The organism is Vibrio agarivorans, assembly GCF_030409635.1.
Lineage (GTDB): Bacteria > Pseudomonadota > Gammaproteobacteria > Enterobacterales > Vibrionaceae > Vibrio > Vibrio agarivorans.
In genome coordinates this window covers 1,395,524-1,408,027 of the sequence record NZ_JAUFQF010000004.1, presented here as the reverse complement: position 1 = coordinate 1,408,027, position 12,504 = coordinate 1,395,524, and the positions used below count along the sequence as shown (strand labels likewise).

At 47.1% G+C, this 12,504-nt stretch carries 15 protein-coding genes and 1 tRNA gene; 6 read left to right on the top strand and 10 right to left on the bottom strand.

Annotated features, from left to right (window positions below; all coding sequences use genetic code 11):
• Position 1: 1 nt before the first annotated feature.
• The 9 genes from QWZ05_RS15060 to folB are packed head-to-tail and all read right to left on the bottom strand — an operon-like array spanning position 2 to position 5,598.
• The gene (locus tag QWZ05_RS15060; RefSeq protein WP_290299212.1) at positions 2 to 628 is read right to left on the bottom strand and encodes a protein-L-isoaspartate(D-aspartate) O-methyltransferase; all 627 of its coding nucleotides are present in this window, start codon (positions 626 to 628) and stop codon (positions 2 to 4) included.
• Positions 628 to 1,371: a 5'/3'-nucleotidase SurE gene (surE, locus tag QWZ05_RS15055; RefSeq protein ID WP_289960492.1), complete on the bottom strand. Its 744-nt coding sequence runs from the start codon at positions 1,369 to 1,371 to the stop codon at positions 628 to 630. Before surE ends, QWZ05_RS15060 begins: the two co-directional genes overlap by 1 nt.
• A complete protein-coding gene (gene truD / locus QWZ05_RS15050) occupies positions 1,368 to 2,429 on the bottom strand; it encodes a tRNA pseudouridine(13) synthase TruD (protein ID WP_290299207.1) in 1,062 nt (353 codons plus the stop codon). The genes surE and truD overlap by 4 nt, the downstream gene beginning before the upstream one ends.
• Positions 2,430 to 2,431: 2 nt before the next feature.
• Complete coding sequence (gene ispF / locus QWZ05_RS15045; RefSeq protein WP_264878216.1) at positions 2,432 to 2,914, bottom strand: 2-C-methyl-D-erythritol 2,4-cyclodiphosphate synthase; 483 nt, start codon at positions 2,912 to 2,914, stop codon at positions 2,432 to 2,434.
• 9 nt (positions 2,915 to 2,923) lie between these two features.
• A complete protein-coding gene (ispD, locus tag QWZ05_RS15040; RefSeq protein ID WP_264877852.1) occupies positions 2,924 to 3,628 on the bottom strand; it encodes a 2-C-methyl-D-erythritol 4-phosphate cytidylyltransferase in 705 nt (234 codons plus the stop codon).
• Positions 3,629 to 3,642: 14 nt separating this feature from the next.
• The gene (ftsB, locus tag QWZ05_RS15035; protein WP_264877851.1) at positions 3,643 to 3,927 is read right to left on the bottom strand and encodes a cell division protein FtsB; all 285 of its coding nucleotides are present in this window, start codon (positions 3,925 to 3,927) and stop codon (positions 3,643 to 3,645) included.
• 4 nt (positions 3,928 to 3,931) lie between these two features.
• Positions 3,932 to 4,735: an undecaprenyl-diphosphate phosphatase gene (locus tag QWZ05_RS15030; protein WP_289960489.1), complete on the bottom strand. Its 804-nt coding sequence runs from the start codon at positions 4,733 to 4,735 to the stop codon at positions 3,932 to 3,934.
• Between the two features lie 9 nt (positions 4,736 to 4,744).
• Positions 4,745 to 5,242, bottom strand: coding sequence for a 2-amino-4-hydroxy-6-hydroxymethyldihydropteridine diphosphokinase (folK, locus tag QWZ05_RS15025; RefSeq protein ID WP_290299203.1), 498 nt, complete (start codon positions 5,240 to 5,242; stop codon positions 4,745 to 4,747).
• On the bottom strand, positions 5,239 to 5,598 hold the full coding sequence (gene folB, locus QWZ05_RS15020) for a dihydroneopterin aldolase (RefSeq protein ID WP_264878215.1): 360 nt from the start codon (positions 5,596 to 5,598) through the stop codon (positions 5,239 to 5,241). The genes folK and folB overlap by 4 nt, the downstream gene beginning before the upstream one ends.
• A 220-nt stretch (positions 5,599 to 5,818) precedes the next feature.
• Between folB and plsY the strand changes: the two genes are divergently transcribed.
• Positions 5,819 to 6,415 (top strand): glycerol-3-phosphate 1-O-acyltransferase PlsY, encoded by a 597-nt coding sequence (gene plsY, locus QWZ05_RS15015; RefSeq protein WP_264877848.1) that lies wholly within the window; start codon positions 5,819 to 5,821, stop codon positions 6,413 to 6,415.
• 31 nt (positions 6,416 to 6,446) lie between these two features.
• On the opposite strand, the gene tsaD is transcribed toward plsY, so the two are convergent.
• Positions 6,447 to 7,463, bottom strand: coding sequence for a tRNA (adenosine(37)-N6)-threonylcarbamoyltransferase complex transferase subunit TsaD (tsaD, locus tag QWZ05_RS15010; protein ID WP_264877847.1), 1,017 nt, complete (start codon positions 7,461 to 7,463; stop codon positions 6,447 to 6,449).
• Between the two features lie 228 nt (positions 7,464 to 7,691).
• Here tsaD and rpsU point away from each other — a divergent pair, with 228 nt between their 5' ends.
• The 5 genes from rpsU to QWZ05_RS14985 all read left to right on the top strand — a co-directional run bounded on the left by rpsU (position 7,692) and on the right by QWZ05_RS14985 (position 12,427).
• Positions 7,692 to 7,907: a 30S ribosomal protein S21 gene (gene rpsU, locus QWZ05_RS15005; protein ID WP_001145625.1), complete on the top strand. Its 216-nt coding sequence runs from the start codon at positions 7,692 to 7,694 to the stop codon at positions 7,905 to 7,907.
• Between the two features lie 28 nt (positions 7,908 to 7,935).
• Positions 7,936 to 8,379: a GatB/YqeY domain-containing protein gene (locus QWZ05_RS15000; RefSeq protein WP_264877846.1), complete on the top strand. Its 444-nt coding sequence runs from the start codon at positions 7,936 to 7,938 to the stop codon at positions 8,377 to 8,379.
• 120 nt (positions 8,380 to 8,499) lie between these two features.
• A complete protein-coding gene (gene dnaG, locus QWZ05_RS14995) occupies positions 8,500 to 10,254 on the top strand; it encodes a DNA primase (protein WP_290299198.1) in 1,755 nt (584 codons plus the stop codon).
• A 97-nt stretch (positions 10,255 to 10,351) separates the two neighbouring features.
• Positions 10,352 to 12,208 carry an RNA polymerase sigma factor RpoD gene (gene rpoD, locus QWZ05_RS14990; protein ID WP_264877844.1) on the top strand — a complete coding sequence of 619 codons (1,857 nt, stop codon included), beginning with the start codon at positions 10,352 to 10,354 and terminating at the stop codon, positions 12,206 to 12,208.
• A gap of 143 nt (positions 12,209 to 12,351) precedes the next feature.
• A tRNA-Ile gene (locus QWZ05_RS14985) sits at positions 12,352 to 12,427 on the top strand.
• Positions 12,428 to 12,504: the final 77 nt, after the last annotated feature.

Here is a 12,504-nt window from a genome sequence, read left to right as displayed (position 1 = left end):
TTTACGCGACGTCTCCCGGTACAAGCGGAACGAATCTAACTAATTCAATCACTTCTGATTGATAGCTATCCCCAGTGCGCTTAATACGCAGAAGCTGCTGCTCATCACTGCCCACAGGAATCACCATCACTCCACCATCAGAAAGTTGATTTAAAAGTGCTTGTGGAACGGTCATTGCTGCTGCAGTCACAATGATGGCATCAAATGGTCCTTTAGCCGGCCAGCCTTTCCAACCGTCGGCGTGCTTGGTGGAGACATTGTAATAATCCAATTGCTTGAGACGACGTTTCGCCTCCCATTGCAGAGCTTTAATGCGCTCAACCGAATAAACGTGCTCAACCAACTGCGCCAAAACGGCGGTTTGATAACCTGAACCCGTACCAATCTCTAGCACTTTACTACTATGTGTTAGGCTAAGCAGTTCCGTCATCTTCGCCACAATATACGGCTGTGAGATGGTCTGCCCCTGACCAATAGGCAGAGCATTATTATCGTATGCTTGATGGACCATCGCCTGCGACACAAAATGCTCTCGTGGTAATCGGTAGATAGCATTAAGAACCGCTTGATCTTGTATCCCATTCGCGACCAAAAAGGCGATCAAATTGTCAGCTTGTGGGTTAGACATTAACGCTCATCCTTTAACCACTCGTTCATTGCTCTGATTGATTCATGCGCCGTGAGATCCACCTGCAGTGGTGTGATTGATACAAAACCATGCTCAACCGCATGGAAGTCCGTACCCTCACCAGCATCTTGCTCTTTACCCGGAGGTCCTAGCCAATAAATATCATGACCACGCGGATCTTGCTGCTTGATCATATTCTCGGCGTGATGTCTTGCACCTAAGCGTGTGATTTTTATCTCGAAATCATCACACTTCTTATCAGGTATATTAACATTGAGCAAGCGATTCGTAGGAATTGGTTGCGCAAGATGTTGCTCAACTAAAGTTCTAGCCACTTTTGCCGCTTGTGCGAAGTGATTTTTACCCACGAGTGAGAAGGCAATAGACTGCACACCTAAGAAGTGGCCTTCCATTGCGGCAGCAACCGTGCCCGAATAGAGAGTATCATCACCAAGATTGGCGCCGTGGTTAATACCACTTAGCACCAAGTCGGGTAGGTCGTCTTTCATCAATTCGTTTAGGGCAAAGTGCACACAGTCCGTCGGCGTGCCTTGTACAGAAAATACGCGTGGTGCAATCTCTGTAACTCGCAGCGGCTGCTCTAACGTCAATGAGTTGGACGCTCCTGAGCGATTTCTATCAGGTGCTACAATAGTGATCTCGGCAATGTCGCGCAGGGCATCCGCTAAATGGTGAATCCCTTCTGCATGCACGCCATCATCATTACTTAATAATATTTTCATGCGTTATCGTACACTCGCTCAACGGCAACCTCTTCCACAAGCTCACGCACAATCGATGTCGCAAAAGAGCCTGCATCTAAACTAAAAGATAGCGTAATACTGTCGCCTTCCACTTCCCAACTTAACTGCTGTGGTTTCAAAGCAATCGCACGGCGATCATGACGCATGCGGTTGCCGCGAATTAAAGCCATCAAATCAGTTTCATCATCGACGATAGGTTGCTCTAGTGCCAATGCTGCGCCTTGGGTCGGTAGCGCGTTATCACCTGCAAGGGAAGCGGTAATCTCAGCGCGTCCAGAAGCGAGGTCTTGATTAAATTGTGGCAGTTGCTCACTGGTAAGTGGAGAGGTAAAACCTTGCTCACCTTGCACAGCAACAATATCGCCTTCAATGACTTGCTCAAAAAGCCCTTGCTCAATACGGGCAGAGACGATGCGGTTAAAGATCCATGAACGTGCTGCCGAGAGATATAAACTGCGTTTATTTTGATTGCGAGTACGCACATTGTCTCGACCCCAACGACGCGCTTCTGACAAATTGTTGCCATCGCGACCAAAACGCTGTCCACCAAAGTAGTTTGGCACACCCAACACTTGCACTTTTTCTAGACGAGACAACACTTCTGCTACATCAGACACCTCAGTTAGGCGCAGCTGAAACGCATTACCAATCAAGTCGCCCGGGCGCAGTTTTTTGTTATGACGCGCCGTGGCCAAAATCTTAATGCTTGGGTATTGCGCGAGAAAAGCACTAAAGTCAGGCGTTTCACCCGACGGAAGATGGACACTGAGCCACTGCTCAGTCACTGCGTGGCGGTCTTTCAGGCCCGCCCAACTGACCGCTTTTGATGGCACGCCGCACGCTTTCGCTAACTCATTCGCGACAAAGGCCGTGTTCTCTCCGGTCTTTTGAATGCGCACCATTAAGTGCTCACCTTGGCCTGAAAACTCAAAGCTTAGGTCTTCGATAACGACGAAATCGCTGGCTTGCGCCTTAATTTTTGCTGTTGCACTTGGCTTACCAAACGCATAAGAAAATTCACTTAAAATATCTGACATCTCTACGACTCCTGCTTAAACAGCAATACTACAGCTTCTGTCGCAATGCCTTCTTTGCGCCCAGTAAAACCTAAACGCTCTGTGGTTGTTGCCTTCACATTAACGTTGGCGACATCCGTTTCTAAATCTTGTGCAATTACCGCACACATCGCATCGATATGCGGTGCCATTTTTGGCGCTTGAGCCATGATAGTGACATCGGCATTACCCAATACGTACCCCTGCTCTTTGACACGGCGGTAGACATCTTTGAGAAGCTCGCGGCTATCCGCCCCTTTCCATTTATCATCGGTATCAGGAAAGTGACGACCAATATCACCCGCAGCAATCGCACCTAAAAGCGCATCACAAAGTGCATGCAGTGCGACATCACCATCGGAGTGAGCGATCAGTCCTTGTTCGTAAGGAATGGCGACCCCGCCAATAATCACTGGGCCTTCACCACCAAATTTATGTACATCGAAACCATGACCTATTCTCATGATAAAGGCTCCTTACTCTTGATTAGGGGATTGATTCATTAGGTAAAACTGAGCAAGCGCTAAGTCTTCCGGACGGGTGATTTTAATATTGTCAGCGCGCCCCGTCACTAACTCTGGCGCATAGCCTGCAAATTCGAGTGCGGAGGCTTCATCCGTTACCTGATACCCCTGCTTGAGCGCCTGTTCTAAAAAAGTTTTTAACGAATTAACAGGAAACAGCTGCGGAGTGAGTGCATGCCAAAGGTTCTCTCTATCAACGGTATGGTCAATACCTTGGGCAGAGTTGCCACGCTTCATGGTATCTCGTACTGGCGCAGCAAGAATCCCACCAACAGAGTGTGATAATGCAGCGGCCTTTAAACGATTGATATCGTCTTGCTGCAAACAGGGTCTCGCTGCATCATGCACCATCACCCATGCATTACCCTGCTCTTTGCTATCAATATATTGCAATGCAGAAAGAACAGTATCAGAACGCTCTTTGCCGCCTGTCACACGGACAACTTTAGGGTGTTGAGATAGTGACAGAGCATCAAAGTAAGGATCATCGGGAGAGATGGCGATAATCACTTCCTTGATATCATCGCGCTGAAGAAAGAGAGCTGCAGTGTGCTCGAGAATCGTCTTGCCTTGCAAAGTCAGATACTGTTTAGGTTTATCTGCTTGCATACGACTTCCTACACCCGCGGCAGGAATGATCGCGTAAATGGTTTGCATTGCTAACCTTTAATTTATGGTTGTGAGTCCTCACCGACTATGCGGTAAAAGGTTTCATCTTCTTTGACCATGCCCAACTCATGTCGGGCACGCTCTTCTATTGCATCTAAGCCTTGACGCAGATCGTCAATCTCCGCGAACATTTCATTGTTTCTATCACGAAGGTTTTGGTTCACCTGAAGTTGAGCGGCTAGCTCCTTCTTAGTGGTTGTCAGGTCCGCTACCCCATTTTTCCCCAGCCACAAGTGATATTGTAGCCAGCCTAGGATAAGTAGCAGCATCAAGGCAAAGAGTCGCATGATGTTAGCCCATCATTAAGAAAGTAAACAGACCGAAACCCAGAATGAGTCGGTAGATAACAAATGGTGTCATACCCATACGTGAAATCAACTTCAAGAAGAAGTGGATACATAGGTAAGCACTGATAAATGACACGATCACACCCGTGGTTAAATGACCAATATTGATCGCTTCGCCACTCATCACAAGCTTAAGCCCTAAATAAGAGCCCGCAAGCAGAATGATTGGAATCGACATTAAAAATGAGAAGCGAGCCGCTGCTTCACGAGTAAAGCCAAGGTGTAATGCCGCGGTAATCGTAATGCCCGAGCGAGAAGTGCCCGGAATCATCGCCATCGCTTGAGCAACACCAAGGTAAAGGGCTTTCTTCCAGCCAACTTGGTATTCATCCATGTTCTGTTGTGCATTGCGATCAACATACCAAAGCAATAAACCAAAGACGATGGTTGTCACTGCAATCACCCACGCACTGCGCAGATAAATTTCAATAATGTCTTTCATCAACAAGCCAAAGATACACGCCGGAATCGTGGCAATAATGATCATCCAAGCCAAAGTAACTTCTTTGCCACGCTCACCCTTGAAGATCGATCCAATAAAGGCTTGAAGTAGTGTCACCACTTCTTTGCGGAAATAGATCATTACAGCGGCAAGCGTACCAACGTGCACAGCCACATCAAAGGCCAACCCTTGATCATCCCACCCTAGCACAGCAGAAGGCAATATCAGGTGGGCTGAGCTAGAAATCGGTAAAAACTCCGTTAAACCTTGAATTAAGGCCAACACAAACGCTTCAAAATAAGTCATTGTTATCTCTTAGTTATTAATATCAAACCAAGGCTCTACCTCGGTCAGTTTTTGGGTTAAAACAGGTTCGCTAGCTTGCCACAACTGTTTGACAGTTTTTGTAGTGCCCGGAATCAATAAGTCAGGGCTCAGCTCAAACAAAGGCTGAATAACAAAGGCAAACTTATAGATATCGTCACGCGGAAGCGTTGGCTTGTCAGAAACCAAGTTACCATACAGCAAGATGTCGAGGTCCAAAGTCCGTGGCTGGTTCTTTTGCGCATTGCATGGCCGGCCCCAGCGTACTTCAATTGCACGAAGTTGTGTTGCGAGCTCGTCAAGAGAGAGTAAAGTATCGAACTTCACCACGAGATTGAAAAAAGGCTGGCTCTCAAAACCAACAGCCTCACACTCATAAATAGTCGAGACCAACAGGTTCGACCCAAGCAGAGCTAACTCTTTCAACCCGGCTTCGACATGCTGATGACGCTCAATATTGGTGCCGAGACCAATATAAACGGTGGTCATCGCACTCCTCGCTCAATCACAACACCCACGCCACGCGCTTGAGGCACTGCGCCAGGTTTCGTCAAACGGATACGAATCCAAGTCACAGAAAAACGATCCATAATGATCTGCGCGATCTCTTCCGCAACTCGCTCAACTAACAAGAAGCGACCGTTCTCAATATGTTGTAATACGGCCTCACTGACTTGTGAGTAATCCAGTGCATCGTTGACATCATCACTTAAACCCGCAGGACGGTTGTCATGCGCCATCTCGATATCGAGTACCAGTTTTTGTTTGATTTCCTGCTCCCAGTCATACACACCAATGGTTGTGATCACTTCGAGCTGTTCGATGAAAACAATGTCCTTCACTATGACGTTCCTAATGCTGTGGCACCGAATAAGGGAGAGGTCGGATACCTAAACGAGTTGAAAGCACATACTATACTGTGCGCATCGCTCAATATTGACATCGATGGCTGTACCATTCTCTACATGCCGATTGATCGAGTGAATAAAGTAGTGCATAGAAAAATATCGCGATATGATACCAGTAATCGCTCGCAAGACCATCTTTTAACACGAGTAACGCCTAATGACGCCACTTGCACTCAGTATGATCATTTTTGCCTATTTGCTAGGCTCGATCTCGAGTGCCGTTTTGATTTGTCGATTGCTACGCCTGCCTGATCCAAGAACCCAAGGCTCACATAACCCAGGGGCCACCAACGTCCTACGTATCGGTGGTAAAAAAGCTGCAGCTTCGGTGTTGTTGTGCGACATGCTCAAGGGGACAATCCCAGTCTGGTCTGGCTATTTTTTGCAGATAGATTCGTTGCTATTAGGTATCGTGGCAATGGCCGCCTGCTTAGGCCATATGTACCCTATTTTCTTCCACTTCAAAGGTGGCAAAGGGGTGGCAACAGCTCTGGGAGCGCTTGCGCCTATTGGTCTCGATCTAACGGGGCTAGTGATTCTGACTTGGTTAGTGATTGCCGTACTGTTTCGCTACTCATCTTTGGCAGCGATAGTTACGGTACTTGTCGCGCCGTTTTACACTTGGCTTATCAAACCGCAATACACACTGCCTGTGGCGATGCTGTGCTGCATCATTGTGCTGCGTCATCACCAAAACATACGCCGCTTGTTTGAAGGCACTGAGCCAAAAGTGGGCGAAAAAAAACGCGCCTAAGCGCGTTTTAATACGGATTCAATGTTTCACCTTATTTCAAAGGCTCTAGACTATCAATTGGCCAGCGTGGCGTGGCCTGTACGCTAAGATCTGCGACTTCACCATTTTTAAGTCTCTGCATGCCGGCAAACGCAATCATCGCGCCATTATCAGTACAAAACTCAGTACGCGGATAATAAACCTCACCACCTATCTTCTCAGCCAATTTGGCCAAATCCGCTCGCAAGCGGCGGTTTGCACTCACGCCACCGGCAATCACGATACGCTTAAAGCCTGTCTGCTCAAGCGCGCGCTTACATTTAATGGTAAGCGTTGCACACACCGCTTCTTCAAACGCTAATGCGATATCTGCGCGAGTCTGCTCATCATCGCCATTCGCTGCAATCGTATTAGCAGTAAACGTCTTAAGACCAGAGAAACTCATATCTAGACCCGGACGATCCGTCATTGGTCGAGGGAACTTAAAGCGACCCGGTGTGCCTTTTTCTGCCAGCTTTGACAGCAATGGACCACCTGGGTAATCCAATCCCATCAACTTAGCCGTCTTATCAAACGCTTCGCCTGCAGCATCGTCAATCGATTCACCTAGAATCTTATATTCACCAATGCCTTTCACTTCCACCATCATTGAGTGGCCACCTGAAACCAGCACAGCAACAAATGGGAATGGCGGTGGATTATCTTCTAGCATTGGCGCAAGCAAATGCCCTTCCATATGGTGCACAGGTACGGCAGGCACACCCCATGCATAAGCAAGACTACGGCCGATCGTTGCACCAACTAACAGAGCGCCGACAAGGCCAGGACCTGCGGTATAAGCCACACCGTCAATGTCTTTCGGTGTGAGGCCAGCATCTTTCAATGCCTCTTTGATAAGAGGGATTGTCTTTTTCACGTGATCGCGTGACGCCAACTCAGGAACAACACCGCCATAATCCGCATGAAGCTTCACTTGACTGTATAATTGGTGAGACAACAGGCCCTGCTGATCATCATAGATAGCGATGCCTGTTTCATCACAAGAGGTTTCAATGCCAATAATACGCATGGTATTCTCGTTTCACTTTCGATAATTCTCTTAATAGGTGCAATCTTACCGTGCCTTGCCTTTGCAAACAAATTTTGTACAGACAATAATCGACAAAAGGCTTTACAAAGCTAGTGTGATCGGATTAAAATTCCGCACCATTTTTGATCAAGCTGGTTATCGACCGAACCAATTGGGTTCCGTCCTTTATTTCCAGCGTTAACGAATAACCCCTGAGGTGAAAGGCATATGCCAGTAGTTAAAGTACGTGAAAACGAACCGTTCGACGTTGCACTACGTCGTTTCAAACGCTCTTGCGAAAAAGCAGGTATCCTTTCTGAAGTGCGTCGTCGTGAGCACTACGAAAAGCCAACTACAGTTCGCAAACGCGCTAAAGCAGCAGCTCAAAAGCGTCACGCTAAGAAGCTTGCTCGCGAAAACGCTCGTCGCGTTCGCCTGTACTAATAACTAAGCTCGGTAACGGACTATAGTTATGGCTCTTATTGATACTCTCAAAGAAGAGCAAAAATTAGCGATGAAAGCCAAGGACAAACCGCGCCTTGGCACTATTCGTTTAGCTCTTTCGGCAATTAAGCAACGTGAAGTTGACGAACAGATTACTCTGTCTGACGACGACATTCTTGCTGTGTTGACCAAAATGGTTAAACAACGTCGCGATTCTGTTGCTCAATATGAATCTGCAAATCGTCAAGATCTAGCAGACGTGGAAAAAGCAGAAATTACAGTACTTGAGGATTTCATGCCTCAACCACTCACTGATGAAGAAGTGGCTGCACTGATTGAAAGTGCAATCGCAGATTCAGGTGCAGCGGGCATGCAAGACATGGGTAAAGTAATGGGCGTTTTAAAACCGCAAATTCAAGGGCGTGCAGATATGGGTAAAGTAAGTGGTTTAGTTCGCGCTAAACTGGCTTAAACCCAAATCCCAATTACAACAAGCCGTGCTATCCTTCGGAGTGCACGGCTTGTTTGTATCTGAAACACATACCTAATAAGCTAGGTATTTTCTCATTTCAAAAGGGTTGTTTTTACTTCTATGGCTGGACACATTCCTCGCGCTTTTATTGATGATGTACTTGCTCGGCTTGATATCGTCGACATCATCGACGCACGTGTAAAGCTAAAGAAAAAAGGCAAAAACTACGGCGCTTGCTGCCCTTTCCATAATGAGAAGACCCCCTCATTCAGTGTCAGCCAAGAGAAGCAGTTCTATCACTGCTTTGGTTGTGGTGTTCACGGTAATGCTATTGACTTTCTAATGGAATACGAACGCTTAGAGTTCGTTGAAGCTATTGAAGAGCTTGCCTCTTTCCTTGGTTTAGAAGTGCCAAGAGAGCAACGCCCTGGCCACAATCAGCAGCATCAAGGCCCAACAGCGAGTACAGAGCAAAAGCGTAACCTCTACGATTTAATGGGCAGTATTGCGCAGTTTTATCGTCAGCAACTCAAACTCGGCACCAGTAAAGTCGCGATTGATTACCTCAAGCAACGAGGGTTATCGAAAGACGTGGTGCAAAAATTTGGTATTGGTTACGTCGCTGATGAGTGGGATCTGGTACGCAAGAACTTCGGCCAAAATCGCCAGACTCAAGATATGCTTGTCAGTGGTGGCATGCTGATTGAGAACGACAAAGGCAACCGCTACGATCGTTTTCGTGGGCGTGTCATGTTCCCAATTCGTGACCGACGTGGCCGCGTAATTGGCTTTGGTGGGCGTGTGATTGGCGATGGTACACCAAAGTACCTTAACTCACCTGAAACACCGATCTTCCATAAAGGTAAAGAGCTTTATGGCCTTTATGAAGTGATGCAGGCGTATCGCGAACCACCACAAGTCTTGGTGGTGGAAGGTTATATGGATGTAGTTGCACTTGGGCAGTACGGCGTAGACTATGCAGTAGCATCACTGGGGACATCAACCACCGGTGAGCACATTCACAACCTATTTAGACAAACCAATACGGTTGTTTGTTGTTACGATGGTGACCGAGCAGGTAAAGAAGCCGCTTGGCGCGCACTTGAAAACGCCCTGCAATATCTAAAGTCTGGCAACACACTGAAATTCTTGTTCTTACCCGACGGGGAAGACCCAGACAGCTACATTCGCCAGTTTGGCAAAGAGAACTTTGAACAGCAGGTACAAAGCGCTATTCCGCTCTCTGAGTACTTGTTCCAAAACTTAGTTGAAACACACAGTATCAATTTAGGCACCAGCGAAGGGAAATCAACTCTGCGCAATGTCTCTAATGAGTTGATCAATAAAATCCCTAATGAGGGGCTGCAACAAGAGCTTGATGAACGTCTCGACAAACTCACTGGTTTTATGGGGCATCGAGAAAAGCGTAAAGCACAGCCAGAAACTCGACCGCAGCCACATAAAGAAATCAAACGTACGCCAATGCGTGCTGTGATTGCTTTGCTTATTCAAAATCCGAGCTATGCTGATATGGTGCCGGATTTATCAACAGTGAGACATTTATCACTTCCTGGGCTAAGTTTATTGATAGAGGTGCTTGAATATTGCCAATCGAGCCCCAATATCAGCACAGGCCAGTTAATGGAACAGTGGCGGGGACGCCAAAATGAGACGCTTCTGTCTCGTCTCGCGAGTTGGGATATCCCACTCGACGATGATAATCAAGAAGACATATTTATCGACTCACTGGACAAAATACTTGCCCAGTGCGTAGAACAACAAATTGAAAACCTGCAGGCAAAAGCAAGAAGCGTCGGTTTATCAACCGAAGAAAAAAGGGAGCTGCAAGCGTTAATGCTTGATTTAAAAGCGTAACCCTGTTGAATTAGTCAGCACAGATAAAATTTGTTATCATTCGTGGTTTGCATTCGCATACTAATTTCTTTACCAGATACGAAGTTGGATACCGTCTATGGAGCAAAGTCCGCAGTCACAGCTAAAACTCCTTGTAATTAAAGGCAAAGAGCAAGGCTATCTGACCTACGCAGAAGTTAACGACCACCTACCAGCAGAGATCGTCGATTCTGAGCAGGTAGAAGACATCATTCAGATGATCAACGACATGGGCATCAAAGTAGTAGAAACTGCACCTGATGCTGATGATCTTGCCATCAATGATGATAACAACATCACCGATGAAGATGCTGCTGAAGCGGCAGCTGCAGCGCTATCTAGCGTTGAGAGCGAAATCGGCCGCACCACTGACCCAGTGCGTATGTACATGCGTGAGATGGGTACAGTTGAACTACTGACGCGTGAAGGCGAAATCGATATTGCGAAGCGTATCGAAGACGGCATTAACCAAGTTCAAAGTGCGGTAACAGAGTACCCTGGTACTATCCCATATATTCTTGAGCAGTTTGACAAAGTTCAAGCTGAAGAGTTGCGCCTAACAGACATCATCTCTGGTTTCGTTGATCCTAACGATGACGGAACTGCAGCACCGACAGCAACACACATCGGTTCTGAGCTTGCTGAAGCTGATCTAGAAGATGAAGACGATGAAGGCAACGAACAAGATGGCGACGAATCAGAAGACGATGAAGAAGAAGATACAGGTATTGACCCTGAGCTAGCGCTGGAGAAATTCACAGAGCTACGCAATACCTTTCAAAATCGTCAACTTGCTATCAACGAGCACGGCCCTGACAGCGCGCAAGCGAAACAAACAGGTGAGCTTGTTAAAGAAGTATTCGCCGAGTTTCGTCTAACTCCGAAGCAGTTCGATCACCTAGTGAACGAGCTACGCACTTCTATGGATCGTGTTCGCACTCAAGAGCGCCTCATCATGCGTTCTGTGGTTGAATACGGCAAAATGCCTAAGAAGTCATTCATTGCCCTATTTACTGGTAATGAATCAACCGAAGCATGGTTAGATGAAGTATTAGCTTCAGACAAACCATACGCAGACAAGATTCGTCGTAGCGAAGATGACATCCGTCGCTGTATTCAGAAGCTTTCAATCATCGAAGAAGAGACTTCTTTGACAGTTCAAAGCATCAAAGACATCAGCCGCCGCATGTCTATCGGTGAAGCAAAAGCTCGCCGTGCGAAGAAAGAGATGGTAGAGGCGAACTTACGTCTTGTTATCTCTATCGCGAAGAAATACACCAACCGTGGGCTACAGTTCTTGGATCTTATCCAAGAAGGTAACATCGGTCTGATGAAAGCGGTTGATAAGTTTGAATACCGCCGTGGTTACAAGTTCTCGACTTACGCAACGTGGTGGATCCGTCAGGCAATCACGCGTTCGATCGCTGACCAAGCACGTACAATCCGTATTCCGGTTCACATGATCGAGACGATCAACAAACTGAACCGCATCTCTCGTCAAATGCTTCAAGAGATGGGCCGTGAGCCACTGCCAGAAGAGTTGGCAGAGCGCATGCAGATGCCAGAAGACAAGATTCGTAAAGTGCTGAAGATCGCTAAAGAGCCAATCTCAATGGAGACACCTATCGGTGACGACGAAGATTCGCATCTAGGTGACTTCATCGAAGATACGACACTAGAGCTACCTGTTGAATCAGCAACAGCAACTAGCCTACGTGGTGCAACACGTGACGTCCTCGGCGGCCTAACTCCACGTGAAGCGAAAGTTCTTCGTATGCGTTTCGGTATCGACATGAACACTGACCACACGCTAGAAGAAGTGGGCAAGCAGTTCGACGTAACGCGTGAGCGTATCCGTCAGATCGAAGCAAAAGCACTTCGTAAACTTCGTCACCCAAGCCGCTCAGAAACCCTGCGCAGCTTCCTAGACGAGTAATCGAAACAACAATATCGAACAAAAGGTGAGCGCTTGCTCACCTTTTTTTATATCTGCTATCTAAGTGGATAAAAACTAGGCGCATTTGCCCCCTACACTCTCTAGACAGCACTACCCCCATCCCCTATAATCAACCACCTATCGGCCCCTTAGCTCAGTGGTTAGAGCAGTCGACTCATAATCGATTGGTCCGCAGTTCAAGTCTGCGAGGGGCCACCATATACAGAAAGGCCTGAGAGTGATTTCACTTCTCAGGCCTTTTGCTTTTCTGCTGTTTGTGTAGCAAATGTGTAGCA